Annotated in this window: 25 protein-coding genes and 1 pseudogene; 17 read left to right on the top strand and 9 right to left on the bottom strand. The window is 54.9% G+C overall.

Translation table 11 applies throughout. The features are described from left to right. Nucleotides 1-16: 16 nt before the first annotated feature. From ACZ1GS_RS08930 to ACZ1GS_RS08910, 5 genes are all read left to right on the top strand, one after another. Nucleotides 17-667, top strand: a complete 651-nt coding sequence (locus ACZ1GS_RS08930; protein ID WP_472694863.1) for a DsbA family protein — start codon at nucleotides 17-19, stop codon at nucleotides 665-667. 110 nt (nucleotides 668-777) lie between these two features. Further along, entirely contained in the window at nucleotides 778-1,242 is a 465-nt protein-coding gene (locus ACZ1GS_RS08925) for a GFA family protein (RefSeq protein ID WP_472694862.1), read from the top strand. Beyond that, nucleotides 1,242-1,994: an alpha/beta fold hydrolase gene (locus ACZ1GS_RS08920; protein ID WP_472694861.1), complete on the top strand. Its 753-nt coding sequence runs from the start codon at nucleotides 1,242-1,244 to the stop codon at nucleotides 1,992-1,994. Before ACZ1GS_RS08925 ends, ACZ1GS_RS08920 begins: the two co-directional genes overlap by 1 nt. Before the next feature lie 19 nt (nucleotides 1,995-2,013). Then, nucleotides 2,014-2,541, top strand: coding sequence for a hypothetical protein (locus ACZ1GS_RS08915; RefSeq protein ID WP_472694860.1), 528 nt, complete (start codon nucleotides 2,014-2,016; stop codon nucleotides 2,539-2,541). A gap of 55 nt (nucleotides 2,542-2,596) precedes the next feature. Next, entirely contained in the window at nucleotides 2,597-4,450 is a 1,854-nt protein-coding gene (locus tag ACZ1GS_RS08910) for a M2 family metallopeptidase (RefSeq protein WP_472694859.1), read from the top strand. A gap of 65 nt (nucleotides 4,451-4,515) precedes the next feature. On the opposite strand, the gene ACZ1GS_RS08905 is transcribed toward ACZ1GS_RS08910, so the two are convergent. Beyond that, nucleotides 4,516-4,992, bottom strand: a complete 477-nt coding sequence (locus tag ACZ1GS_RS08905; RefSeq protein WP_472694858.1) for a redoxin family protein — start codon at nucleotides 4,990-4,992, stop codon at nucleotides 4,516-4,518. Between the two features lie 166 nt (nucleotides 4,993-5,158). On the opposite strand from ACZ1GS_RS08905, the gene ACZ1GS_RS08900 reads away from it, so the two are divergent. The 4 genes from ACZ1GS_RS08900 to ahcY all read left to right on the top strand — a co-directional run bounded on the left by ACZ1GS_RS08900 (nucleotide 5,159) and on the right by ahcY (nucleotide 7,877). After that, a complete protein-coding gene (locus tag ACZ1GS_RS08900) occupies nucleotides 5,159-5,719 on the top strand; it encodes a YqgE/AlgH family protein (RefSeq protein WP_472694857.1) in 561 nt (186 codons plus the stop codon). 139 nt (nucleotides 5,720-5,858) lie between these two features. Further along, a complete protein-coding gene (locus tag ACZ1GS_RS08895) occupies nucleotides 5,859-6,086 on the top strand; it encodes a hypothetical protein (protein WP_472694856.1) in 228 nt (75 codons plus the stop codon). Further along, nucleotides 6,079-6,348: a hypothetical protein gene (locus tag ACZ1GS_RS08890; protein WP_472694855.1), complete on the top strand. Its 270-nt coding sequence runs from the start codon at nucleotides 6,079-6,081 to the stop codon at nucleotides 6,346-6,348. Before ACZ1GS_RS08895 ends, ACZ1GS_RS08890 begins: the two co-directional genes overlap by 8 nt. 128 nt (nucleotides 6,349-6,476) lie before the next feature. After that, on the top strand, nucleotides 6,477-7,877 hold the full coding sequence (gene ahcY, locus ACZ1GS_RS08885; protein ID WP_472694854.1) for an adenosylhomocysteinase: 1,401 nt from the start codon (nucleotides 6,477-6,479) through the stop codon (nucleotides 7,875-7,877). Nucleotides 7,878-7,949: 72 nt separating this feature from the next. Here the strand turns inward: ahcY and ACZ1GS_RS08880 are convergent, their stop codons facing one another. The 3 genes from ACZ1GS_RS08880 to ACZ1GS_RS08870 are packed head-to-tail and all read right to left on the bottom strand — an operon-like array spanning nucleotide 7,950 to nucleotide 10,185. After that, nucleotides 7,950-9,161 carry a lytic transglycosylase domain-containing protein gene (locus ACZ1GS_RS08880; protein ID WP_472694853.1) on the bottom strand — a complete coding sequence of 404 codons (1,212 nt, stop codon included), beginning with the start codon at nucleotides 9,159-9,161 and terminating at the stop codon, nucleotides 7,950-7,952. Beyond that, a complete protein-coding gene (locus ACZ1GS_RS08875; protein WP_472694852.1) occupies nucleotides 9,155-9,712 on the bottom strand; it encodes a hypothetical protein in 558 nt (185 codons plus the stop codon). The genes ACZ1GS_RS08880 and ACZ1GS_RS08875 overlap by 7 nt, the downstream gene beginning before the upstream one ends. Further along, on the bottom strand, nucleotides 9,709-10,185 hold the full coding sequence (locus tag ACZ1GS_RS08870; protein ID WP_472694851.1) for a uracil-DNA glycosylase family protein: 477 nt from the start codon (nucleotides 10,183-10,185) through the stop codon (nucleotides 9,709-9,711). The genes ACZ1GS_RS08875 and ACZ1GS_RS08870 overlap by 4 nt, the downstream gene beginning before the upstream one ends. 455 nt (nucleotides 10,186-10,640) lie before the next feature. Here ACZ1GS_RS08870 and ACZ1GS_RS08865 point away from each other — a divergent pair, with 455 nt between their 5' ends. The 8 genes from ACZ1GS_RS08865 to ACZ1GS_RS08830 are packed head-to-tail and all read left to right on the top strand — an operon-like array spanning nucleotide 10,641 to nucleotide 20,343. Continuing rightward, the gene (locus ACZ1GS_RS08865) at nucleotides 10,641-12,296 is read left to right on the top strand and encodes an electron transfer flavoprotein-ubiquinone oxidoreductase (protein ID WP_472694850.1); all 1,656 of its coding nucleotides are present in this window, start codon (nucleotides 10,641-10,643) and stop codon (nucleotides 12,294-12,296) included. A gap of 28 nt (nucleotides 12,297-12,324) precedes the next feature. Continuing rightward, entirely contained in the window at nucleotides 12,325-13,968 is a 1,644-nt protein-coding gene (locus tag ACZ1GS_RS08860) for a tetratricopeptide repeat protein (RefSeq protein WP_472694849.1), read from the top strand. Continuing rightward, the gene (locus ACZ1GS_RS08855) at nucleotides 13,968-14,822 is read left to right on the top strand and encodes a 4-(cytidine 5'-diphospho)-2-C-methyl-D-erythritol kinase (protein WP_472694848.1); all 855 of its coding nucleotides are present in this window, start codon (nucleotides 13,968-13,970) and stop codon (nucleotides 14,820-14,822) included. The genes ACZ1GS_RS08860 and ACZ1GS_RS08855 overlap by 1 nt, the downstream gene beginning before the upstream one ends. Further along, a complete protein-coding gene (locus ACZ1GS_RS08850) occupies nucleotides 14,819-15,544 on the top strand; it encodes an N-formylglutamate amidohydrolase (RefSeq protein ID WP_472694847.1) in 726 nt (241 codons plus the stop codon). The genes ACZ1GS_RS08855 and ACZ1GS_RS08850 overlap by 4 nt, the downstream gene beginning before the upstream one ends. Nucleotides 15,545-15,598: 54 nt before the next feature. Further along, a complete protein-coding gene (gene ilvD, locus ACZ1GS_RS08845; protein ID WP_472694846.1) occupies nucleotides 15,599-17,320 on the top strand; it encodes a dihydroxy-acid dehydratase in 1,722 nt (573 codons plus the stop codon). After that, entirely contained in the window at nucleotides 17,301-17,729 is a 429-nt protein-coding gene (locus tag ACZ1GS_RS08840) for a hypothetical protein (protein ID WP_472694844.1), read from the top strand. Before ilvD ends, ACZ1GS_RS08840 begins: the two co-directional genes overlap by 20 nt. 8 nt (nucleotides 17,730-17,737) lie before the next feature. After that, nucleotides 17,738-19,141 carry an NAD(P)H-hydrate dehydratase gene (locus tag ACZ1GS_RS08835; protein WP_472694843.1) on the top strand — a complete coding sequence of 468 codons (1,404 nt, stop codon included), beginning with the start codon at nucleotides 17,738-17,740 and terminating at the stop codon, nucleotides 19,139-19,141. Beyond that, entirely contained in the window at nucleotides 19,138-20,343 is a 1,206-nt protein-coding gene (locus ACZ1GS_RS08830; RefSeq protein WP_472694842.1) for a class I SAM-dependent RNA methyltransferase, read from the top strand. The genes ACZ1GS_RS08835 and ACZ1GS_RS08830 overlap by 4 nt, the downstream gene beginning before the upstream one ends. Here the strand turns inward: ACZ1GS_RS08830 and ACZ1GS_RS08825 are convergent. The 5 genes and pseudogenes from ACZ1GS_RS08825 to ACZ1GS_RS08805 form a co-directional block, all read right to left on the bottom strand. Next, on the bottom strand, nucleotides 20,296-21,318 hold the full coding sequence (locus ACZ1GS_RS08825; protein WP_472694841.1) for a carbon-nitrogen hydrolase family protein: 1,023 nt from the start codon (nucleotides 21,316-21,318) through the stop codon (nucleotides 20,296-20,298). The two genes, ACZ1GS_RS08830 and ACZ1GS_RS08825, sit on opposite strands and share 48 nt — an antisense overlap. Nucleotides 21,319-21,332: 14 nt before the next feature. Continuing rightward, nucleotides 21,333-21,767 (bottom strand): MAPEG family protein, encoded by a 435-nt coding sequence (locus ACZ1GS_RS08820; RefSeq protein ID WP_472694840.1) that lies wholly within the window; start codon nucleotides 21,765-21,767, stop codon nucleotides 21,333-21,335. A gap of 23 nt (nucleotides 21,768-21,790) precedes the next feature. Further along, on the bottom strand, nucleotides 21,791-22,222 hold the full coding sequence (locus ACZ1GS_RS08815; RefSeq protein WP_472694839.1) for an MAPEG family protein: 432 nt from the start codon (nucleotides 22,220-22,222) through the stop codon (nucleotides 21,791-21,793). A 67-nt stretch (nucleotides 22,223-22,289) separates the two neighbouring features. After that, a pseudogene (locus ACZ1GS_RS08810) lies at nucleotides 22,290-23,490 on the bottom strand (type III PLP-dependent enzyme). Nucleotides 23,491-23,664: 174 nt separating this feature from the next. Further along, nucleotides 23,665-24,858: a carboxynorspermidine decarboxylase gene (locus ACZ1GS_RS08805; protein WP_472694837.1), complete on the bottom strand. Its 1,194-nt coding sequence runs from the start codon at nucleotides 24,856-24,858 to the stop codon at nucleotides 23,665-23,667. Between the last annotated feature and the right edge of the window lies 1 nt (nucleotide 24,859).

The raw sequence follows: 24,859 nt of genomic DNA, 5'->3' as shown, positions 1-24,859 counted from the left end.
GGTGCAGTAGCATGACATGACATTGCAAGCTGACGTCTATTGGTCCTTCCGCTCTCCTTACAGCTATCTCGCTACCCGGCGTTATGTTGCCTTGACGCAGACATATGACCTGCAGATCAATCAGCGTTTTGTTTATCCGTTGGCGATCCGGGAACCGGATTTTTTCGAGAAAAATCATCCCAACTGGCTGGGCTATGTGATGCGCGACATTTTTAGGGTGGCGCAATTTCTAGATATTCCCATGGTGCCGCCCAATCCCGATCCGATTGTGCAAGATATTGCGACGCGCAAAATTGCCAAGGATCAACCGCATATCTTCCTGCTGACCCGGATGGGGCAGGTGGCGTCGCGCCGTGGTAAAGGCCTGGAATTTGCGGATGCCGTGTCGCGCCTGATATGGGGCGGGGTCCAGGGTTGGCATGAAGGGGATCATCTTCAGCAGGCGGCCCAGCAAGTTGGACTCGAATGGACGGACCTAAAAGCCGAAGCGGAAGCGCAGGCGGACGCGCTGGACGAAGAAATTGCGGGGAACCAGAACGCGCTGGAGGCTGCTGGTCATTGGGGCGTCCCGACATTGGTATTTGAGGACGAGCCCTTTTTTGGTCAGGACCGGATTGATCTGGCGATCTGGCGGATGAAACAAAAGGGTTTGAAGGCGCGCGCCTAGCGAGAGGGCTTTCCTACACGACCTCGCGCTGTTATTAAACTAAGCACTTGATAAAATATTATAAATTCCCAGAAATTGGGGTGTGATTTGTGTGAACTTTGGAAGGTAAGATGAATGAAATTCTAACCGGTGGCTGCCAATGCGGTGCTGTCCGCTATACTTTGACGGAACCGTTACCCGCCGCTTATGCCTGCCATTGCGGAGAGTGCAAGAAGCAGAGCGCCAGCGCCTTTTCTCTTTCTGTACCGATGCGATACGCCGATCTGACAGTGAAAGGTGTACCGGCGTCATTTGAAAGCACCGCGTTTAGTGGAGCCGTGAAACATAATTATTTCTGCGCAAATTGCGGCACCCGGCTTTGGCATTCGTCAACCAAACCGCCTGATCACATCACGTTGAAAGTCGGCAGCCTCGACGCCGCTGCGGATGTTCGACCCATCGGCCATTTATGGGTATCCAAGAAACAAGCCGGGATCATGCTGGATCCGCAATCGGAGCAGTTTCAGACGCAACCAGAAGATGTCGCGGCGTGGCGCTTGCGCTTGACTGCGCGCGCAGCCGAAGGAGAAAAATAGTGGCAATTTCAAGTTGGGACTTCGCTTCATTTGATGGCGTGCCGCTGAAAATACACGAGACCGGGAGTGGACGGGTAGTGCTTTTGCTTCATGGCCTTTTTTCCAATGCGGAGACCAACTGGATAAAATTTGGTCATGCCGATCAACTGGCCCAAGCCGGATTCCGCGTGATTATGCCCGATCTGCGGGCCCACGGACACAGCGCGGCCCCGCAGGTGCCGGTCGCTTATCCCGATGATGTGCTGGTGCAGGACGTGCGGGCGTTGATTGCGCATCTCGATCTGGATGCCTATGATCTGGGCGGCTTTTCACTCGGAGCGCGGACAACGGCAAAATTGCTGCTGACAGATGCGACTCCAGGAAAAGCGATCCTTGCCGGCATGGGGCTGGACGGGCTTGCAGGCTGGCATGATCGGCAGAAATTCTTTCTCGAAGCGATTGCAAAGCGGGAAACCGCCAAGCGCGGTGATCCTTACTGGATGGCGATCCAGTTCATGAAGAGTCAGAAAATTGATCCGATCGCGGCGACGCATCTGCTCAAGACTTTTTCGGATCTGGAACCGGATGCCATTGCCGGGATTGCAACACCGACTTTGATATTGTGCGGATCGGAAGACCGGGACAATGGCGATCCCGTCGCTCTGACCGAAGCCTTGCCGCACGGCGAGCATGTCGCCATTCCAGGGACCCATATGAGCAGCGTCACGAAAAAAGATCTCGGCGCCGCAATGGTTGCTTATCTGACGGCCTGAATTTCGGAGGAGACGATATATGCCTGCTTATATGAATTGGCGAAATTTCTGGATTTTCTGGCTCGGCGGTCTCGCTGTTTTTGTGTTTAACGTGGCCACCGCCGGTCCGTTGATCACCGATGTTGCGCCGCTTGGCATATTGGATCATCAAAGCGCAGGCTCTGCCGAGCGGGTTGATGCCATCCAACAGAGCTGGGCCGTTGTCGGCCAGCTCAACTATGCCAAATGGTCAATGATCACCGATCTCGTCTTCATCGGTCTTTACACGGTGGGAGGAATTTTAGGGGGACGCTTGCTCTGGCAACATGCCCATTCACCATCGCTCAAGAAGCTCGGTCTGTTTCTGGTGCTGACCTATTTCCTCTTTGGCCTGACCGATTATCTCGAAACTCTGGCCCAGCTCACCCAACTTATCCAGCAACAGGGAAGCGATCTGTTGTCGGGCGTGGCCGCAATTGCTCGTCCTCCGAAAATCGCCACCTGGATCATCGGAACCCTCGGAATGATCATCGGGTTGATCTGGTATCGCCGCGAACGATCCGCTTGACGCTCCCGTGTTAAAGTTTCAATTCATAGCCAATAGAACAGACAGAGGATCCAACATGAAAATATCACCCGTAAAATTTGGCGCATCTTTCCTTGTCATAGCAGCGATAGCCGTTGCGGCCCCGGCCCAGGCGAAGCATCACGCCGAAGATGACATGGCGGACAAGGCACAGCCAACAAAAGAAGATGCGCAAAAATTTGTCGACAAGACCGAAAAGAAAATGTTCGATTTCTCGGTCGATGCCGGGCGGATCTACTGGATCAATTCCACCTACATTAATGACGACACCGATGCCTTGGCGGCCAAGGTTGGCGCAGAAGGCACGACCATGTCGGTCCAGGCAGCGATTGATGCCGCGAAGTTCAATAATGTGAAAGGTCTCGATGCGGCAACCACACGCAAGCTCGACAAGCTGCGCGGGGGCATCGTGCTGCCGGCTCCCACCACAGAAGGTGCGGCCACCGAGCTGAACACCATCGCGACCAAGCTGAACTCGGCTTATGGCAAGGGCAAAGGCTCGCTGAACGGCAAGGAAATCAACGGCTCCGATATTGAGGCGGCGATGGGGACCAACCGCAATCCGGCGGAATTGTCGGAAATGTGGGAAAGCTGGCACAGCAATGTCGGCGCGCCGATGAAGGATGATTATGCACGCATGGTGGCTATTGCCAATGACGGCGCCAAGGAATTGGGGTTCGCCGATGTCGGTGCGATGTGGCGGTCCGGCTATGATATGCCGGCGGATGATTTCGCCCAGCTGACCGACAAATTATGGTCACAGGTCAAGCCGCTATATGACGAATTGCATTGCTATACCCGGGACAAGCTCAACGCAGAATATGGCGACGAGGTTCAGCCGAAAACCGGCCCGATACGTGCCGATTTGCTAGGCAATATGTGGGCCCAGGAATGGGGGAATATCTATGATATTGTTGCCCCCGAAGGAGCCGGTGATATCGGTTTTGATACCACCGAATTGCTCAAAGCCAAGGACTATGACGCGATCAAGATGGTCAAGGCCGGCGAACAGTTTTTCTCGTCGCTGGGATTTGAGCCATTGCCGGAATCATTCTGGGCGCGCTCGCAGTTTACCAAGCCGGCAGACCGTGAAGTTGTCTGTCATGCGAGCGCCTGGAACATTGATAATGTCGACGACATCCGGATCAAGATGTGCATCAAGGTCAATGGCGATGATTTTGTCACCATCCATCACGAACTCGGCCACAATTATTACCAGCGCGCCTATAACAAGCAGAGCTATCTGCATCTCGATGGCGCCAATGACGGGTTTCATGAAGCCATTGGTGACATGATCGCCTTGTCGATTACGCCGGAATATATGGTGCAGGTTGGCTTGCTCGACGCCGATAAGGTGCCGAGCGCGGACAAGGATGTTGGCTTGTTGCTGCGACAAGCGATGGACAAGGTCGCTTTTCTGCCCTTTGGCTTGCTCGTCGACAAATGGCGCTGGGGCGTATTCAAGGGCGATATTGCGCCCGCAGACTATACGACGGCGTGGCATGAGCTGAAGCGGCAATATCAGGGGATCACGCCGCCGGTTGAGAGGCCCGCTGACGCTTTCGATCCGGGTGCCAAATATCATATCCCGGGCAACACGCCTTATTCGCGCTATTTTCTCGCCCGCATTCTACAGTTCCAATTCTACAAGGCGGCTTGCGATGCGGCAGGATGGGAAGGGCCACTGCACCGTTGCTCTTTCTATGGCAACAAGCAGGTTGGTGCCAATCTCAACGCGATGCTCGAACTGGGTGCGTCCAAACCGTGGCCTGACGCGCTCGAAGCCTTTACCGGCACGCGCGAAATGGACGGGTCGGCAATGATCAGTTATTTCGCACCGCTGATGGATTGGTTGAAGGAAGAAAATAAAGGCAAATCCTGCGGTTGGTAGACATAGAAAAACCGGCGGGAAACACTATCCCGCCGGTTTCAAATTCTGGATGGTATAGCGTCAGATCACAGTTGATCGAGCATATAGTCGGCGGCACTGACTTTGAAATCGCCGGGCGCTTCAACATTCACTTCTTCGACGACACCATCATTGACGATCATCGAGAACCGCTGGCCGCGCTGGCCCATGCCAAAACCGGATCCGTCCATTTCCAAGCCCACAGCCTTCGCAAAATCGCCGTTGCCATCGGCGAGCATGGTTACATCGGGCGAACCGTCACGCTCATTCCACGCGCCCATCACGAACGCGTCATTCACTGCGGTACAGGCAATTTCGTCAACGCCTTTGGCCTTGAGATCCGCTGCCTTTTCAACATAGCCTGGCAGATGCTTGGCGGAGCAAGTTGGCGTGAACGCGCCGGGAACGGAAAATAACGCCACTTTTCGCCCTGCAAAATAGTCCGAACTGCTGACCTGTTCTGGTCCATTAGCAGTTGCTTTGACGAGATTAACTTCTGGAATTTTTTCGCCTTTGGTGATCATCGCTTTGCTCCTTTTGGATGAATATGAATACAGGGTTCTGAAATCATTCTGTATTTCATAGAACATTGTGGTGCCAGCATGATGAAATTGCAAGGCTGGTCGCCGCTTCAGGACAGGTTGTGGTTTTTCGCTTGGGTGGGGGCCCCCAAGTGGATTATAGTGCATTATGGCTGAGCCGCGTTATTTCTCAGGGCAGTTCCTGCTCGCTACCCCTGGAATGGCTGATCCGCGATTTGAGCGGTCCGTGATTGCGATCTGTTCCCATGATGAACATGGTGCGCTTGGAATCAATATCGGGGAAATCTCGAGCGACATCGGTTTCTCGGGGATATTGGAACAATTCTCGTTGGAGCCCGACGCACCAATCGAACGCGCCGTGCACATTGGCGGTCCGGTTGAACTGCACCGGGGTTTCATTCTCCACAGCCTCGATTTCAATCTGTCCGATACTTTACAAGTTGGCGAGCGCTGGGGGATGACCAGTTCGGTCGAAATATTGCGCGCTATCGTGGAGAATAAGGGGCCAGAAAATTGGTTGGTCGCAATGGGCTATTCTGGTTGGGGCGCAGGGCAGCTCGAACAGGAGTTAACCCAGAATGGCTGGTCAATCACTCCAGGCGAGACGGATTGGCTATACGCATCTGACCGAACAGACAAATGGGCGATGGCCTGGGAGGCCCAGGGAATCGATCCGGGCAAGCTCTCCGGTCAGTTTGGCAGCGCTTAAAGATCCGGTTTGGTCGGCAGATTTCCTCAGTAAAACCGGACTTTCTATCGTCAAAATAGCTTAACCAATTTGTTTAGATTCTTCGTAAGTGCCGCGCCGCACATTGCTGGTCCTCAATAGGAATGAGGGGACTAGGGGAATGTCTAAACTTAGAAATATCATACTCGCCGGCGCGCTGGGCAGCGTTATTTTGTCGAGCGGAGCGCAGGCCGCTTGCTGGACGCCAGCAGAAGTCGATGCCGCAAAAATACGAGATTTGCAATCGCGGCTGATGGTTGCGGCGTTGCGTTGTGCCAAATCCAGTCACGATCTGCTGCCAGAATATAATCGCTTTGTCCGAGAAAAAGCCGCTGCTGAAAATGGGTAACGCTGTTCTGAAAGGCCATTTTGCGAAAGGCCAAAACAGAAGGCAGGCGGTGCAGGCCTATGATCGTTATGCAGTCTCTCTGGCCAATAAATATGGCGCGGGTTCCGGGGACTTGTCCGAGTGCCAATCGATGAAGGCGATCGCGACATCGGCGGCCAATAGTGCGGCGACATCACCTGCTTTGGTGCAGATCGCCCAGCTCAATGCCTTGTCGCCGTTATTGCCGGGCGGACGTTGTGGTATAGTAATGGCTGCGAACTAGATATTATAATTAAATTACAAATATAAAGAGATCTTTATATTTGCCTAGATCGCGGAAAATCGCTAGAGATTGACGAAATTGTCGCACGGTCAGGCCGTGCGGCCTTTCGTATTTCAAGGAGATTATAAGTGGCGGTTGATACACAGGACTATGTCATCAAGGATATTTCGCTTGCCGATTTCGGTCGCAAGGAAATCGAGATTGCTGAAACCGAAATGCCTGGCTTGATGGCACTCCGTGAAGAATTTGGCGCCGAAAAGCCGCTAAAGGGTGCCCGCATCACCGGCTCGCTGCATATGACAATTCAGACCGCTGTCCTGATTGAGACATTGCTCGAACTGGGTGCAGAAGTCCGCTGGGCCTCCTGCAATATCTATTCGACCCAAGATCACGCTGCTGCTGCAATTGCCGCAGGCGGAACCCCGGTATTCGCGATCAAGGGCGAGACGCTTGAAGAATATTGGGACTATGTCGACCGAATTTTTGACTGGGGTGACGGAGAGACCTGCAACCTCATTCTCGACGATGGTGGTGATGCCACGATGTTCGCCTTGTGGGGCGCGCGGGTCGAGGCGGGAGAAGAATTGTTCACGCCTGAAAATGAAGAAGAAGAAGTCTTCGTCCAGGTTCTGAAAAAGCGGCTTGCCGCATCGCCGGGTTTCCTGACCAAAACCGTTGCCGCAATCAAAGGTGTGTCCGAAGAAACAACAACCGGCGTTCACCGCCTCTATGAACTGGCGAAAAAGGGCAAGCTCCCATTCCCCGCGATTAACGTGAATGACAGCGTGACCAAGTCGAAATTCGACAATCTTTATGGTTGCAAGGAATCGTTGGTCGACGCGGTTCGCCGGGCAACCGACGTTATGCTCGCCGGCAAGGTCGCCTGCGTCGCCGGTTTTGGCGATGTCGGCAAAGGGTCTGCGGAATCGCTGCGCAATGGCGGTGCGCGGGTCATTGTTACCGAGGTTGATCCGATTTGTGCGCTGCAGGCGTCGATGGAAGGCTTTGAAGTTGTCACGATGGAAGAAGCGGCACCGAGAGCTGATATTTTCGTCACCGCAACGGGAAACAAGGATGTGATCACCGTGGATCACATGCGCGCCATGAAAGATCGCGCGATCGTTTGCAATATCGGTCATTTTGACAGCGAAATTCAGATCGCTGCCTTGCAGAATATGAAATGGAATGAAATCAAACCACAAGTTGATGAAGTCGAATTTCCCGATGGCAAGAAGCTGATCATTCTGGCGCAGGGCCGCCTGGTAAATCTGGGCTGTGCGACAGGCCATCCCAGCTTTGTTATGTCTGCCAGCTTCACCAATCAGGTGATGGCGCAAATCGAACTGTGGTTGCGTCCGGAGCAATATGGCAATGATGTTTATGTCTTGCCCAAGCATCTCGACGAGAAGGTCGCTGAACTGCATCTCAAGAAACTGGGTGTTCAGCTGTCCAAATTGTCACAAGAGCAGGCCGAATATATTGGCGTGACCCCAGAGGGTCCGTTTAAGCCAGACCATTATCGTTACTGATAAACAATGGTCATAGAATATGGGAGGGGGCAGGCCGGTCAGGCACGCCCCCTCTTTTTTGTCGGAATGCGTTTAACGGGCGGTGAAACGAGTCTGCTTGCTGCTGGGCTTGTCCGGGAAGGCCGGCCATTCGTTTTGTGCCAGGGTTTGCAGGCTTTTTGATTTAATGCCGGCTTGCTGTTCATAGATCCAGTAATTGCGCAGGATGATCGCAACATAGCCCCGGGTTTCGACATAGGGAATGCTCTCCATATAAAGGAGTGGATCATCATTATCCCGAATTTCGGTGTTCCAGCGCTGCACCGACCCCGGACCGGCATTATAGGCCGCTGCAATTTTTGGCAATTTGCCACCGGTGATCGACGATTTGCCAAGATATTCGAGATAGGACTGCCCATATTCCAGATTGGTAGAGGGCTCAAAAAGCTCGGTCTTGCTGAAATTCTTGCCACGCGCCCGGGCGATATCACCGGCTGTGCCGGGCCGAACCTGCATCAATCCGATCGCATTGGCGGGACTGACCGCTTTGGTTCGAAACGCGGATTCCTGCAATGTGTGCGCATAGACCAGAGCCGGATCAACGCGCCATCCGCCATCCGGTTTCCACTTAGGTGCCGGGAAGCGTGCCTGCGCATCGGGCTTGAATCCGCGCGGCGCATGATGGGCCAGCCAAAGCTGGGTGCGCGGCAGATTGAGGTCACGTGCCAGTTTGAGTAGCGCTGCATGGTCCTGTCCCTGACCGATCGATGCCTGATGGCGCAACACTTCGTCCGCCAGCGTTTCTTCGCCAATTTCGACCAGCGCAATAGCGGCCCTGACGTTTTCATGCCGCTTCAGCGTTTTCCAGTCCTGCTTGGCAAATTGCTCGGCCTTTTTGGCTTTGCTTACCTCCATGCCTAAGGATTGGGCGGCGAGCAGGCCGTAAAATGTATCACTGAATTTGGCTGCCATCTGGAGCTTGCCTTGAGCCTTTTGCGGTTGTCCGCAAACCACATCTGCGCGAGAGCCCCAGTAGAGGCCAGCCGATTGCAATTCCGCCGTGTCGGCTCTGCGGCCAACTTTTTCAAAAGCGGTGCTGGCGGTCTGGCAGTCTTTCACACGCCAGGAGGCGAGGCCGGCCACCCAGTCTGCATGGACCACCCAAGGTCCGCTGCCGGTTTGTGCCTTTGCGGCGAGACGTTGGGCCGAGGCATCGTCATTTTCGATATAATAGGACCAGGCCACGCGCTGTTCCAGTTCGGTTCTGGCTTCGGCGGTCAGATTTTCGCCCGCGTTGTTCAGCAAATCTTCCGCAGATTTAGGATCATCCCGCTTGATATAGCCCAATATGTCATTGCGAATGGCATTGGCAAACGTATCGGATTTAATCGCCCGCGGTTTTTCCGGACCGCAGGCCCAGGGATGAAGGAGAGCTTCCGTCGTTGGGGCAGATCCGGCAATAATTGGGCACCCCGTTTTTTGGCCAGGCGGCCCAGCTGTGCGGCCTGAGGGATGTGCGGGGCTTCGTTCACCAGCACGAGCAATTGCCCGAGCTCGGCACGCGGAGAATTGGCCGCGAGGAAATATTCTGCCCGTGCAATGGGTTTCAACGGGCCATCAGGCGCGTCCTGAAGCAGTTTCTGCGCATCATCCCATTGGTTGGCGCTCATCGCCTTGAAAATGGAGCGATAATGTTCGGATTGCTTGCGCTTCAGTTGCGAAGGGATGTCCTTGGCGACGGAAGAACTTTTGAACAGCACCGCGCCTCCATCCTGTGCAAGGGCAGGGGCCATTGGCAGCGCCAAAAGACTGATCAATACGGCTTTTGTCATTTTCACTGAAAGGGGGTCTTTCACGGAGCAGGATTCCTCATCAACAGTTGCAGGTCTTTCCATGTTTCAGCCTTGAACTCTGGTCGCTGAACCAGAATTCTCGGGTGGAACGTAGCGATTGCGTCCGTTTTGGAGGAACTATGGTTAATAAATTGTTTAAGCTTGCGCGCAGACAGAATATTTTGTCCGAAGAACATCTCTGATGCTTGATCGCCGAAAATGATGATCTTCTGCGGTTGGACCAATCCGATCAGGTGCAGCATGCGTGTTTTCAGGTAATTCTGAAGCGTGGAATCGATGCGACCGTCGGTGGGACGGGCGAAACAGGCTGGAGCGCTGAAGGTTTTTTCCGAATCGCAGCCAATCGCTTGCCATATCCGGTTCAGCAAGGCCGCACTGCTGTTTGAAAAACAGGAATCCGAAATCTCGCGACCCTGTTCGGGCATCGCGACAATGATCATGACTTCCGGCTGCAGAGCGCCTTGCGGCAGGACCATCTGCTTTGCCCATCGAGATTCCACCAGATTATCGGGATGGCCGAGCCATGCGACAAATTGATCATAATCATCCGGAAACCGAACCGAAGGCATATTGGACGCTGCGGATTCAATGGTTTCAGCGTTTTTCGCAACCGGTCTGTCCGGCGCAACATCCTCGGACAGCGTCATTCTCCGGGGTTCAACTGGCTGCTTCACAGGTTGCGCCAGGGCTGTGGGGCCATCGCTATAATGTGTGTCCACCCCGGCCAGTGCCCACCAGTCGCGGAGGCTTTCCAGCGCTGCCTTGCTGCCGTCTGTCCGTGTTGTGGATTCGGATAAATTCATGATCTGATAGAGTCATGAGTTGACGAATAGGTCAATTGGTGGCCAAGCATGTTTCTGTTCAAAGGGTTGCCGTTTGCGGCAGGACGAATGTATGACAGTATCAAAGTGTAGACCATAGGAAGAATATAATGAGTGAACGTGATTCAATGCCTTATGACGTAGTCATTGTTGGCGGCGGACCGGCAGGCCTTAGTGCGGCAATCCGCTTCAAGCAACTGGCCGATGAAGCAGGCAAGGATCTATCGGTCTGCATCCTGGAAAAAGGATCAGAGATCGGGGCGCATATATTGTCCGGAGCGGTCATTGATCCCAAAGCGTTGGACGAACTTATTCCCACTTGGCGCGAAGATGATTGTCCGATGGCAGCAGTCCCGGTCACGGACAATCAGCATTGGGTGCTGACCAAGAAAAAGAAATTTAATCTGCCGCATTTCATGACCCCCGGTTTCATGCACAACAAGGGAACCTATACCGGATCGCTTGGCAATTTGTGTCGCTGGCTGGGAGAGCGGGCAGAAAATATGGGTGTGGAGATTTTTCCAGGCTTTGCTGCTGCAGAAATTCTCTACAATGAAGACGGTTCGGTCAAAGGCGTTGCAACTGGCGATATGGGGGTTGCCCGTGATGGCAGCCACAAGCCGGACTATCAGCCCGGCCTTGAACTGCACGCGAAATATACTTTCTTTGCAGAGGGTGTTCGCGGTCATTTGACAAAAATTCTGAAAGAGAAATTCGCGCTGGATGCCGACAGCGAACCTCAGATTTACGGTCTGGGTATCAAGGAATTGTGGGATATTGATCCCGACAAGCATGTCCCTGGACGGGTCATCCACAGCCAGGGTTGGCCGCTCGGGGAAGGCGCTAATGGTGGTGGATTTCTCTATCATCAGGCTGACAATCAAGTAGCGCTGGGCTTTGTCACATGGCTCAATTATGAAAACCCCTATCTCTCGCCGTTCGAAGAGATGCAACGCTGGAAGCAGCATCCCGAAATCCGGAAAATTCTCGAGGGCGGCAAACGCATTTCCTACGGCGCCCGGGCGATTAATGACGGCGGTTTTCAATCGGTTCCGAAATTGTTCTTTCCCGGCGGGGCCCTGATTGGCTGCTCTGCTGGCTTCGTCAATGTCCCACGGATCAAGGGTACGCATACAGCGATGAAAACCGGGATGATGGCAGCCGAAGCCGCGTTTGAAGCCATTGTCGCGGATCGGCAAAGCGACGAACTGGCCGCTTATGGAACGGCCTATGAAAATAGCTGGGTTCGTGAAGAATTGCGGGTTGTTCGCAACGTGCTTCCTGCGGCTGAAAAATATGGTGATTTTCTGGGCTCAATCATTGCCGGGATCAACATGTGGGCCGAAAATTTCAAGATCAAGATGCCATTCACGATGAAGCATCATCCCGATCACAGCCGTCTGCGACGGGCCGAACATTGTCACCCGATTGAATATCCGAAACCGGATGGCGTGATCAGTTTCGATCGCCTGTCTTCGGTGTTCCTGTCGAATACCAACCATGAAGAAGACCAGCCGGTCCATCTACAACTGAAGGATGCATCGATACCGGTTGACGTAAACTTGCCAGAATTTGCAGGACCTTCCCAGCGTTATTGCCCAGCAGGTGTCTATGAGTTTATCGAGGACGATGATGGTAATCCGAAGTTTCAGATAAACGCGCAAAACTGCGTGCATTGCAAGACGTGTGACATCAAGGACCCCTCCCAGAATATCAACTGGGTTGTTCCAGAAGGCGGCGGAGGTCCGAATTATCCCAATATGTAGATATGTCCTGTTCCGCCTTGGCGCTGGCATGTTGGTAGCGTCCCAGCTGATGGTTTCGCCGGCACTGGCCAAGCGGGATGGAGGCGCCAGCGCGCTCAACCGCTTTGTTGCGGCGCGTCTGGCGGAATCGGGTAGTCAGCCTACAGATGCAGCGATGATCTATGCCGAAGTGCTCAAGGAGCAACCGGACAACCCCATTCTGGCCGGAAAGGCTTATGTAAAGGGTGTAGAAGCCGGGGATTTTGACCTGGCATTGAAATCGGTGCGAGCGATAAATTTGCGCAGCGCGATGGAGCCGGAAATGCCGATCCTCCTTTTTGCTGACGCCTTTGCGAGAAATGACTGGCGGGCGGCAAGAACCGCTAGCCGTGAATTGGAGACCCTTGGAAATTTTGGGTTTCTGTCCTCACTTTTGGATGCCTGGACCGCCAGCGCGTCCGGCGACAGCCCGTTTCTACATCTCATCGCTGCCAAAAAGAACAATACCGCGCGCTATTATCACGAAGAACAGCTGATCCTGCACGGGCTGGCGCGGGGCAATGAAAAAGACGTGCTTGGCCTGATCGCGGATATTATCGAACGCAATGAAGTGCGTATGGCACCGGTTCGGCTAATAGCTGCGCGTCATTTTCTCGCGCGGAAGAATAGCGATCAAGCGCTTGAGATATTGGCAAAAGAACGCACCGGACCCGAAGCCAGATTGCGCCAGCAAATCGCCAGAGGTGAAGCCGGCAAAGCGGCGCAGAAGGTCAATGGCAAGGTGGGCGCCGGATTCATGCTGCAACGCCTGGCCGCTGATCTTGGCATGCAACGCGCGGCTTTCTTGTCACTCGTCATGGCGCAGGCCGCCAATCGGGTTGCTCCGAAAAGTGACTATGGCCAACTGATACTCGCGGAAGCCTATGGTAATGGCGACAATCCAGGCCTCGCACGGGAAATCCTGAAGACTATTCCCCGGAATAGCAGCTATACGCTGGTCGCAATCAGCCGGGAAATTGCCCATTTTATCGAAGAGCAGAAATATGATGAAGCCGAGGCGCGGCTTGATGACCGGATCAAGGCCGATGCCGAAGCACCAGAATTGCATTTGCTGCTCGGGCAGGTGCGTCAGGCGCGCAAGGACAATGCCGGGGCCGCGGATGCCTTCACCCGGGCCATCACTCTGGCAGAGCAAAAGGATTATCCCGATCAACTCGTCGCACGCTATTGGCTGTCACTGGGCAGCGCACAAGAACAGGCAGGCATTTGGCCCAAGGGACTCGAATCCTTGAAGAAAGCCAATGCCCTTCAGCCCAATTCGGCCAGTATTCTCAATTATCTCGGCTATGCTCAGCTGGAGCGCCGGGAGAATACAGAAGCGGCCATTGCGGCAATTCAACAAGCGCATGAACTGCGCTCTTCATCGCCCGCAATTACCGATTCCCTGGGATGGGCCTATTTTATCACCGGTGACCATGTTCGCGCGGTGACCTATCTCGAGCGCGCCCGCAATGGAGAACCGCAGGACCCCACGATCAACGAGCATCTCGGCGATGCCTATTGGACGGTGGGCCGGAAATATGAAGCACGCTATGCTTGGCGTTCCGCCAAATTATTCGCCGACGCTGACGATTTGCCGCGGTTGAAAGACAAGATTGACCTCGGGCTTCGTCCGGAGCTTGTCTCGCCCTGATGACCGGTCCTGCAGCAGGCGTGATTGATCGCGAGACAGCCTTTGCCAAAATTAACCTGGCGCTTCATGTCCGTCGGCGCCGGGACGATGGCTATCACGAGATAGAAACACTGTTCGCCTTTGTCGACGATGGTGATCATCTCTCAGTGACCAAGAGCGATGCTCTCAATCTGGAGATAACCGGACCTTTTGCCTCCGGTTTGAGCGCACGTGACAATCTTGTCCTGGACGCCGCGCAGGCTTTGGCCAAAGCCAGTCAGACGGCCAAAGGCGCGCATCTGACTTTGCAGAAAAATTTACCGGTCGCGTCGGGAATTGGAGGCGGATCTGCCGATGCAGCGGCAACTTTGCGGTTGCTCAACCGGGTCTGGCAAACCGGGCTGACGGAAGCCGAATTGTGCCGATTGTCGGCAGATCTAGGAGCCGATATTCCCGCATGCGTACTGAGCCAGACATGCGAAGGGAAGGGGATCGGCCAGGATCTTGCGCCAATTGCCGTGGACGAGCTGGGCAATCCCGCGGTCTTGCTGGTCAATCCTGGCGTGCAATTGTCAACCGCATCAATATTTGAGATTTGGGACGGCGTGGATCGCGGACCGTTGGACTGCACCGCTATGCCCGTGATTGTCGACCTTGGGCGCAATGACCTCGAACCGGCAGCAATTGCATTGGCGCCGGTTATTTCGGACCTATTGTCGGCGCTTGCCCAAACCCAACCGAAAATGGCCCGCATGTCGGGCTCGGGCGCGACCTGCTTTGCTTTATACCCTTCCGTTGCACAATGCGAAAAAGCCCAGCAAGCGGTGAAGAATGCCTTCCCAAACGCCTGGACCATGGTAGGAAAATTGCGATGACGACAGCCTATGATATTGTTGGTGTACCCCAGGAAAAGGGGGTTTTGATCGTCGTCGATCATGCCTCAAACCATGTTCCTGCCGATATTGATCTTGGTATCCCGTCAACTTTGCTCGACGAGCATATCGCTTTTGATATCGGGGCCGCCGAAGTGGCGCATTTGATGGCGGAGACGCCTGGTTATCTGGCGATCCTCGGAACGGCGTCGCGACTGGTGGTCGATTTGAATCGCTTTGCAGACGAACCGGGTGTGATACCGCGCCACAGCGACGGTTTTGACATTCCGGGCAATCATATCGACGCCGCGCAAGCGAAAGCGCGGCTCGACCGGTTCTTTCATCCCTATCATGACCGGGTAGCCCAATTGATTCGGGATCTTGATCCGCAGGTCATATTGTTTTTGCACAGCTTCACACCGCGCCTGCAATCGGGCTCGGGAGATTTACGGCCTTGGGAGATTGGCATATTATACAATGAAGATGCCCATGTTTCCCGTCTTGCCATCCAGTTTCTAAAGGATGAGGAGCTGGTCGTGGGTGATCAGGAGCCCTATTCCGGCAAGGATTTGCACGCGACCATGAAGCGTCAGGCCGAGGATATCGGGAAGCCCTACACGGAAATCGAGATTCGGCAGGATCTGGTTGCGCATCCCGAAGGCCAGCGGCGCTTTGCTGATATTTTATTACGAATTTGCGAGAAAATACGAACAGGGCTTGCGTGAAGGCGCGAGTTTTGGAAGGACGATTGCGCTTTTGCCGCAGGACAGGGATAGAAAATGACCGGGACGTTTGACAAATCGAAGCTGCCGAGCCGCCATGTCAGTGTGGGGCCGGAACGCGCGCCGCAGCGCAGCTATTATTATGCGATGGGCATGACCGAAGAGGATATTGCCAAACCGTTTGTCGGCATCGCCTCCGCCGGCAATGACAGCGCGCCTTGTAATACGTTGCTTGATGCCCAAGCCGATATTGCCCGGCAGGGGGTCATTGAAGCGGGGGGAACGCCGCGACGGTTCAACACGATTACCGTCACAGACGGCATCGCCATGGGCCATCAGGGGATGAAATCTTCGCTTGTTTCACGGGAAGTTATCGCAGATTCCGTAGAATTAAGCGTACGCGGGCACTGCTATGATGCGGTCATCGGTTATGCCGGGTGCGACAAGAGTCTGCCTGGCATGATGATGGCAATGCTGCGGCTGAATGTGCCGTCCATCTTCGTTTATGGTGGATCCATTTTGCCGGGGCGTTTTCATGACGAGGATGTGACGGTTGTCGATGTGTTTGAAGCTGTCGGTCAGCATAGCGCAGGCAATTGCCCGCTTCAGGAGCTGATTGAACTCGAGAAAGTGGCCTGCCCGGGCCATGGCGCTTGCGGCGGACAGTTTACCGCCAATACCATGGCCTGTGTCGCCGAAGCGATCGGTTTATCCTTGCCTAACAGCAATATGGCACCGGCACCTTATGAAAGCCGGGATGACATGGCCTTGGCCGCTGGACGGCAGGTTATGGCTTTGATTGAGAATAACCTACGTCCGCGCGATATCTGTACCCGCAAGTCGTTTGAAAACGCCGCGCGGGTGGTGGCAGCCACTGGAGGATCAACCAACGCGGCCTTGCATTTGCCGGCCATGGCGAGCGAAGCGGGCATTGAATTTGATCTGTTTGACGTCGCCGAAAGCTTCAAGTCCACGCCTTATCTGGCGGATTTGAAACCCGGCGGTAAATATGTCGCGCGCGACATGCACGATGCCGGCGGCGTCTACATGTTGATGAAAACCATGATGGATAACGGCCTGCTCCATGGCGAATGCATGACCGTCACTGGCAAGACGCTGGCTGAAAATATCGATGAAATTACATGGAATAGTGATCAGAAGGTCATTTACGATGTGAACAATGCCATCACCGCGACCGGCGGGGTTGTCGGTCTCAAAGGGTCGTTGGCACCCGAGGGCGCGATCGTTAAAGTGGCCGGTATGGCACGCCTACAATTTCGTGGGCCGGCGCAGATTTTTGAATGTGAGGAAGATGCTTTTGCCGCAGTGGAAGCGCGCGCGATTGTCGAAGGATCGGTGGTCGTGATTCGCAATGAAGGCCCCAAAGGTGGCCCGGGCATGCGCGAAATGCTCGCGACCACCGCTGCGCTCTACGGACAGGGTATGGGCGAGAAGGTTGCATTGATCACGGACGGACGTTTCTCGGGCGCAACGCGGGGCTTCTGCATTGGTCATGTCGGACCAGAAGCCGCTGACGGCGGTCCGATCGGGTTGATTGAAGACGGTGACATGATCAATATCGATGCTGAAGCCGGAACAATTGACCTTGAAGTGAATGATGTGGTGCTGGCCGAGCGGCGCAAGACGTTCAAGCCGCATGAAAATGCTTATGCAGCGGGTGCTTTGTGGCGCTATGCGCAAAATGTCGGACCCGCCTATCAGGGCGCTGTAACCCATCCGGGAGCAAAGGCAGAAAAACATGTCTATGCGGATATTTAGCGCTGGGATCCTGCTGCTGGCGGTGACGGCCTGCGGCAAGCCGGACAATGAAGTGCTGGCCGAAGCAGAGCAGCGGCAAGCTGACCAGGCGCTGGACGATGGCAAGATCGAATGTGCGATTAATGGCGATCGGGATTTTAGCCGGGGTTGTGAGACCGAACGGCTGAGTGGCGACAATGGTATCACCATGGTGGTACGCCATCCTGACGGCGGCTTCCGCCGGTTCAACGTGTTGACCGATGGACGCGGGCTCGAGGCGGCTGACGGTGCGGAAAAGGCCACCATCGAAATTGTTGAGGACAATAAGATCCTCGTCAGCGTCGCCGGTGACCGCTATATTCTGCCCGCGAAGATGAAAACCGCCGAAACCGGCAGCGATGACGAGGCTGCCAACCAGACCGGGAACTAGAGGCTGCGATGCTCAACCACGGGCATATACTGACCATTGCAGAAATGCGCGATGCAGAGTATTCTCTGATACAGGCCGGTGTGCCTGTCGAAGCGCTGATGCACAAAGCCGGCACCGGCGCTGCGGAGATGATCTGGCGGACCGCCGCTGCCATGCCCACGGTTGTCCTGTGCGGCCCCGGCAACAATGGCGGAGATGGGTATGTCATTGCCGAATATCTGCGTCAGAAGGGTGTGGAAGTTCTGGTCGCCGCTGCTGGGGATCCGAAAACAGAAGCAGCCAGCAATACAAAGTCCTTGTGGAAAGGCGAAACCAGGGCTGCTGCCGATACGCTGCCGCGTGCACAATTTGTTGATTGCCTGTTCGGCACGGGACTGAACCGACCGGTATCGGGGCAATATTGGGACGACTTTCAAATGCTCAGTGCTGGTGCGAACCGACGGGTTGCAATTGATTTGCCAAGCGGGGTGGATACGGACAGCGGCGTGTTGTGGAATCCCATTCCGCGTTTTTGTCTAACGATCGCTTTGGGGGCGTTCAAACCCGCGCATTATCTCGCGCCAGCTCATGATCATATGGGGCAGTTGGCCGGGGTGGATATTGGCGTGCGCAAGGAATCCAATCTCGGTCTTATCAAACCGCCGCGCCTTTCTCCACCGCCCTATGACAGCCATAAATATCGCCGCGGTCTGGTGGGGATTGTTGCCGGAGAAATGCCTGGTGCTGCCCAACTCACCGCGATGGCTGCGCAATCTGCCGGGGCGGGCTATGTTAAAATATTTGCTCCAACGACGACGCCGTCACCGCGCGCCAGTATCGTTGCGAACCGCTATGCCGATGCATCGGACCTTGCCAATAGGCTGTCGGATGACCGGATCGCAATTGTCGTGGTTGGTCCGGGACTGGGACGGAGCGAGGCCGCGCGGACCACGCTCCATACGGTCCTGAGCTACGACAAACCACTGTTGCTGGATGCTGATGCCCTGATGCTTTTGGGTTCCGATTTCACGCGGGTTGTCAAGGACCGCAAGGCACCGATTCTGGCGACTCCGCACGCAGGGGAATTCGCACAAATTACCGGCGCTGCGGGGCCATCGAAAAGCGATCAAACCCGGGTTCTGGCGCAAGCGGCGCAGGCCACGATCGTGCACAAAGGTCCGGATACCGTGATCGCCAATCCGTCAGGCGAAACCGTCATTGCCGCAGATTCATCGTCCTGGCTTGCAACAGCGGGCAGCGGCGATGTTCTGGCGGGTATCATTGCGGGACGCTATGCGGTGGAGAAAGACGGATTTTCGGCAGCGCAGCAAGGCCAGTGGTTGCACACGCGAAGCGCGCAATTGGCCGGGCCGGCTTTTTCACCGGAGAAATTGATTGATCATCTCCCGCAAGCCATCCAAGAGCGCTTATGAGCTCCGATCCCGATATCATCACCCGCATCGCCGCCAAGGGTGATGGCATTACCTCTGACGGCAGACATGTCGCCTATTCCGCACCTCTCGACAGGCTCGAAGCGGACGGCGGACTGATCAAGGGACCACATCATGTCGACCCGCCCTGCCAGCATTTTCAGAAATGTGGCGGGTGCAGCCTGCAGCATGTCGATGCCGAGAGCTACGCCCAATTTGTGACCGACCGAATACTCTATGCGCTGGAAGGACAGGGCCTTATACCGGACAAGATCCATCCGCCGCAAATTTCGGCACCCAAGAGCCGCGTGCGGGCCAGCTTGCGTGCCGCGCGGATGGGTAAGCATCTGAAATTGGGGTTCAGCGGTCAAGGGAGCCACCGGATTGTCGATTTGCAGCAATGCGAGGTCCTTCGCCCGGAACTCTTCGCGGTGATCGCACCGTTACGCGCCTTTTTGTCGACCCTCAAACATCGCAAGCATGATTTTAATATCGAGATGACTCTGTCGGATCAGGGTGTCGACTTGCTGATCTCCAATTATGAACCGGACACATTGGAGCAGCGCGAAGCCTTGTCAGATTTTGCGCGGGCCAACAATCTTGCCCGGTTGTCGCTAGACAATGGATATGGTGCGGAAACGCAATGGGAGCCCAATCCGCTGACCGTGACTTTTGGGTCGGTTCCGGTGGCCTTGCCGCATAGCAGTTTTCTCCAACCGACGGCCGATGGCAAAGCCAATTTGGTCGCCGCCATGCTACAGACCATCGGTGATGCCAGTCCGGTTGCGGATCTGTTCGCGGGACTGGGCACCTTCGCCCTGGCGTTGAGCGACCGGCAGAAAGTTTATGCTGCGGAAGGCGCCCGCGATGCGATCGGGTCTTTGAAAATGGCTGCCAATCTGGCCGGGCGTCCGGTTTTTACCGAACATCGCGATCTATTCCGTCGGCCTCTGAGCGTCGAGGAGCTGAATCGCTTTGCCGCGATCATCCTTGATCCACCCCGGGCTGGCGCTCGCGATCAATGTGCGCAGCTGGCGCAGGCGCAATCGCCGACAATCTGCTATGTCAGTTGCAATCCGGCGAGCTTTGCACGGGATGCGCGGCAGCTTTGCGATGGTGGCTATGTCCTGCGGGAAATCTGGCCGGTCGGACAGTTTCTATGGTCGACCCATGTCGAGCTGGTTGCGGCCTTTACGCGCTCTTGAATCCTCGCCCTCTGCGCTTTTGCCGTGCCAACGCACGCCGGGCTGTGCCTCAGTATTGACGGATAGATCGAAAATATCGGGCCGTGAATAATGGCCATCGACATCCAGCGCCGCGCGCGCCTCTTCCGCGGCATCCAGATTGAGCTGCGCGGTCAGGATGGTGGCGGTGTCATCGGCCTGGGCGAGAATTTCGGCATCGGGGGCAATGATCTGGCTTTGTCCGAACTGCAGCTGGGCATCCGGGATTTCCATCGCCAGAGCGCGGGCTTCCGTGTCATTGCCAGTCAACGCAACGCCTTCAAGGAAGTCATCGCGGTGCAAAATCGTTCCGGCAGCCAGAACATGACAACGCCCTTCAAAGGCATAGTGACGAGATGCAATCTGATAGGTTTCGCGCACGGTGGGCCAGGCGGCAATATGAACATCTTCGGCAAGATTATGCATGGCTGCGCGGGCGAGGGGCATCCAGTGCTCCCAGCAGATCAGATTGCCGACGCGGCCCCAATCCGCTTCATGCACCCCGATAGTTGACCCGTCACCCCTGTTCCAGATCAACCGTTCGCCATGGGTGGGCACCAATTTGCGGTGATGCAACGGTTCTTGTTCCGGACGAAACAGCATCTGATTATTATACAGGCTCGATCTTATGCGTTCATGGGCGCCGATAGAGATGCAGCAGTTGTTCCGGTCTGCCAGCTCTTGCAACGGCGCTAAACGGCGATCCTGATCAACCACGGCCTGCTCCATCATGATCCGGTGGAGCGCCTTGCTTCCCGGATGATCCCAGAGCGCTGCGCCAGGCGCTTCATCCAGCCAAATCGGATAACCACCCAGAAATGTCTCTCCAAAAGCAATCAGCTCCGCGCCTTGCTGGCTGGCCTCGGTGGCAAGGCGAACAGCCTGCTCGATACCGTTGTCTATGCACAGCGGTATCGGTGCCGCCTGAACAATTGCGGCTTGAAGAAACTGACCCATGAATGACGTCCTGACTAGTGAAACACCGCAATGGCTGCGTGGATGGCCAGAGCGATAATACACAGGCTGGACAAAGCAAATACCAAAAAGCGATACATGATCTTGTTGATCGTCGCCTGGATCAGGCTGTGCAGAACACGCAAGCCGACATAGGCCCAGGCAATGGTCAGGTTGAGCCCGTCACCCTGTCCCACCAGAGCGAGAACCAGGCACACCGCGTAAAATAGCGTCGGTTCGGTAAGCAGGTGATTGTAATTATGGGCTTTCCATTGCACTTCGGGTGGCAAGAGCGAGTCCAGTCCGCCAGCGGTTGATTGGCGGCTCAATTTGTCGGGATCAACCTGCGCCTTGTTCATGGCCGGAATACGGGTGACATACATCCACAGCCACATGATCATCGTCCACAGGATTAGTGCCACAACAGGTTGTAATATCGGACTATTTTCCATTGTAATTTTCCCCCAAAATCATTCTAAACCAATGTCGTGAAAAGCGCGTTCATGGCCATGATCAGCAAACAGATGGTCGAGGCCAGAAATAACAGAAAGCGAACGTTCACCAGATTGATGGTTGATTGCCAGATGCTGTGAGCAATGCGCAGCAGCGTATAGGCCCAGGCCAGCCAGAGGTTGATCCCGGTTCCGGCGTCCGCAATCGCCAAGATGATGACGGTGGCGTAAAAGAGCGTCGGCTGCTCCATCAAATGGGTGTAATTATGGGACTTCCACGCCACCTTGTCGGGCATGTTCGGATCGATATCCGGTCCACGCCCGCCAGGCTTGGCGGTGATGTCGATACCCATTTTCTTGGCGGCAGGCAGCCGCGTGCCAGCCATCCAGAAAAGCATGACGATTGACCAGATTACGAGCAAAGCCGCGGGTGCTAAAATTGCAGTGTTCATCATTTCCTCCCACTTTGGGCGGGAACCTGCGTCACATATTGTAAATTGTCAAATGCAACTGAATTGCGCTTTACCCGCCGGGGAAGGACACCACATTTTCACGGTCGGTTCGATCGAGATTATCACCGACATAAAGGCTGGCCATCGGCTCGTCTGCGACATCATAGTCAAAAATTGAACCAAAACCATTAAACTTGGTTCGCATCGCCGATCCATAGGCGCCGAGCATTCCGATTTCGATATAGTCGCCGGCCTGAACATTTGCAGGAAGGACAAACGGGCCGGCCATATGATCCATGTCATCGCAGGTTGGGCCATAGAAGCTATATTCGGTCGTCGGGCTTTCATCCGTTCGATCGCCGAGCAACTGTACGGGAAAACGCCAGCCAATATGCGCGGCATCGAACAGCGTGCCATAAGCGCCGTCATTGATGAAAAGCTCATTCCCACGCCGCTGTTCAACCTTGACGATCAGCGAATTATATTCCGCAGACAGGGCGCGGCCCGGCTCGCACCACAGTTCCGCAGAATAGCTGATCGGCAAATCTTCAAATGTTCGGTCAATGGCACTGAAATAATGATTGAGCGACGGCGGTGCCATGTCGGGATAGATCGATGGAAAGCCGCCGCCGACATTGACAATATCCACGGTGATGGAGGCTTCGACAATGGCTGTCCGCACGCGTTCCAGAGCATGGACATAGGCCAGCGGAGTCATCGCCTGACTGCCGACATGAAAACAGATACCCAGCGCATCCGCAACCTGACGAGTCCGTTGCAGCAGTTCGACCGATTGATCGACGGCGATCCCGAATTTTGATGCCAGGCTAATCTGCGCAAATTCCGAGGCCACCTTGATCCGGACGCACAGCGTCAGATCGTCAGCGCCATTGGTAGCCCGCACAATTTTCTCCAATTCTTCTGTCGAGATCGAGAGAGAATATCCGTACGCCATGATCATGATAGGCTTCGCTTATCACCGCTTCCGACTTGATCGGATGCATGAAGCAGAGCACAGCCTCGGGTAGGGTGCTGTGGACCAGTCGTACTTCCTCGATGGAGGCGACATCATAATGGGTAACGCCCTCGTCGAACAACAGCTTCAGCAACGTTGGCGATGGGTTCGCCTTGACCGCATAAAGGGACTTGCCGGGAAATTGCTCGACAAAATAGCGAGCCGCACGCCGCGCAGCGTGCGGGCGGTTCAGCAAAACGGGAATATCGGGGCTAAGAGCCTTGGTTAGCTCCTGCGCATCATGGAAATTGTGCAACTCAAGGGACCCCCTAAATTTCAAGATCGATTGAGCTGCCTTGCGGAATCACCAGTGACCATGGGGCAGCGAGGGCGGCTATATGGCCGCTTTGGCCATCTGTAAAGCCTCGATAGCGCATAAATACTGAACGATTCCGGAACAATGCTGCAATGCAGCAATGCGAACAGCATTTTAACTCAAGCGATCGCGAAATACGTTCCAGTCAAACTGTTTCACGCAGCGCAGCGCATCCGTCTCGCTGTTCCACAGCCAGATCGCGGGCAGCGGCACACCATTGAAGCTATTGGTTTTGACCATCGAATAATGGGCTTGATCCAGAAAGGCGATCCGCTGGCCAATATGGGCCGGTTCCGGTAGCCGGTAATCGCCGATAATGTCGCCCGCGAGACAGCTTGGTCCGCCCAGCCTGATAATGTCTCCATCGCTTGGTTCAGCCAGCATGGCCGGACGATAGGGCGCTTCGATCACATCCGGCATATGGCAGGTCGCGGAAATATCGGTGATACCGATCGGCATGCCATTTTCGAATATATCCAATATTTCGCCAACCAATATGCCGGCATCCAGCGCCACTGCTTCGCCGGGTTCAAGGTAAATTTCACAACCGGATTGCGTCTTCAGCCGGGTCAGAAACGCGATCAACGCTTCGCGGTCATAGTCATCGCGGGTGATATGGTGACCGCCGCCAAGGTTGATCCAATCCAGCTGATCGAAATAGGGCGCAATATGGGGTTCAATCTCAGCCCAGGTCTGTTCCAGAGCATCGAAATTTTGTTCACACAGATTATGAAAATGCACACCGGAAATCTTTTCAAGATGCTCAGGCTTGAACTGACTGATCGGAAAACCAAGCCTGCTATGCGCGCAGCTGGGATCATATTTTTCCACTTCCCCGAGCGGTGTCTCTGGATTTAAACGCAAACCCAGACTGACAGTTTCCGGGTAATTATTTTCTCGCAGTTTGCCCTCGAGAAAATCCCAGTGCCGTTCAATCTGAGCGGGATTGTTAAAGGTGATATGATCGGAGATATCCAGCAAGGCAGCGAGATCCTCCGGTTTGTAAGCCGGACTATATGTCGAAACAATATTGGTTTCACCGGCATCGAAATCATTTCGCCCCAACATGGATTCCCAAAGACCCGAAGCACAGGTGCCATCAATATACGGACAGATTAGCTCGCTGAGGCTCCACATCGAAAAGGCCTTCAGCGCGAGCAGTATTTTTGCGCCCGATTGGTTCCGAACATCTGCCAATATCTCTAGGTTCCGGCGAACTGCCGCTTCATCAACCACAAAGGCGGGCGAGGGAACTCGCCGCAGGTCAAAATGCGCAAATGCGCCAGGGTCGCCTGCCTTGGTCTCCATC

It is taken from the genome of Parasphingorhabdus sp. W113 (assembly GCF_055693205.1).
This window is presented reverse-complemented; position numbering and strand designations above follow the sequence as displayed.

Coding starts and splice junctions, on each gene's coding strand:
- ACZ1GS_RS08850 (WP_472694847.1), top strand. CDS start 14,819: ATGACGACAGCCTATGATATTGTTGGTGTACCCCAGGAAAAGGGGGTT.
- ACZ1GS_RS08895 (WP_472694856.1), top strand. CDS start 5,859: ATGTCTAAACTTAGAAATATCATACTCGCCGGCGCGCTGGGCAGCGTT.
- ACZ1GS_RS08870 (WP_472694851.1), bottom strand. CDS start 10,185: ATGGTCCTGCCGCAAGGCGCTCTGCAGCCGGAAGTCATGATCATTGTC.
- ACZ1GS_RS08820 (WP_472694840.1), bottom strand. CDS start 21,767: ATGGAAAATAGTCCGATATTACAACCTGTTGTGGCACTAATCCTGTGG.
- ACZ1GS_RS08905 (WP_472694858.1), bottom strand. CDS start 4,992: ATGATCACCAAAGGCGAAAAAATTCCAGAAGTTAATCTCGTCAAAGCA.
- ACZ1GS_RS08890 (WP_472694855.1), top strand. CDS start 6,079: ATGGGTAACGCTGTTCTGAAAGGCCATTTTGCGAAAGGCCAAAACAGA.
- ACZ1GS_RS08860 (WP_472694849.1), top strand. CDS start 12,325: ATGTTGGTAGCGTCCCAGCTGATGGTTTCGCCGGCACTGGCCAAGCGG.
- ACZ1GS_RS08840 (WP_472694844.1), top strand. CDS start 17,301: ATGTCTATGCGGATATTTAGCGCTGGGATCCTGCTGCTGGCGGTGACG.
- ACZ1GS_RS08855 (WP_472694848.1), top strand. CDS start 13,968: ATGACCGGTCCTGCAGCAGGCGTGATTGATCGCGAGACAGCCTTTGCC.
- ACZ1GS_RS08925 (WP_472694862.1), top strand. CDS start 778: ATGAATGAAATTCTAACCGGTGGCTGCCAATGCGGTGCTGTCCGCTAT.
- ACZ1GS_RS08805 (WP_472694837.1), bottom strand. CDS start 24,858: ATGGAGACCAAGGCAGGCGACCCTGGCGCATTTGCGCATTTTGACCTG.
- ACZ1GS_RS08865 (WP_472694850.1), top strand. CDS start 10,641: ATGAGTGAACGTGATTCAATGCCTTATGACGTAGTCATTGTTGGCGGC.
- ACZ1GS_RS08835 (WP_472694843.1), top strand. CDS start 17,738: ATGCTCAACCACGGGCATATACTGACCATTGCAGAAATGCGCGATGCA.
- ACZ1GS_RS08915 (WP_472694860.1), top strand. CDS start 2,014: ATGCCTGCTTATATGAATTGGCGAAATTTCTGGATTTTCTGGCTCGGC.
- ACZ1GS_RS08825 (WP_472694841.1), bottom strand. CDS start 21,318: ATGGGTCAGTTTCTTCAAGCCGCAATTGTTCAGGCGGCACCGATACCG.
- ilvD (WP_472694846.1), top strand. CDS start 15,599: ATGACCGGGACGTTTGACAAATCGAAGCTGCCGAGCCGCCATGTCAGT.
- ACZ1GS_RS08830 (WP_472694842.1), top strand. CDS start 19,138: ATGAGCTCCGATCCCGATATCATCACCCGCATCGCCGCCAAGGGTGAT.
- ACZ1GS_RS08910 (WP_472694859.1), top strand. CDS start 2,597: ATGAAAATATCACCCGTAAAATTTGGCGCATCTTTCCTTGTCATAGCA.
- ACZ1GS_RS08815 (WP_472694839.1), bottom strand. CDS start 22,222: ATGATGAACACTGCAATTTTAGCACCCGCGGCTTTGCTCGTAATCTGG.
- ACZ1GS_RS08930 (WP_472694863.1), top strand. CDS start 17: ATGACATTGCAAGCTGACGTCTATTGGTCCTTCCGCTCTCCTTACAGC.
- ACZ1GS_RS08900 (WP_472694857.1), top strand. CDS start 5,159: ATGGCTGAGCCGCGTTATTTCTCAGGGCAGTTCCTGCTCGCTACCCCT.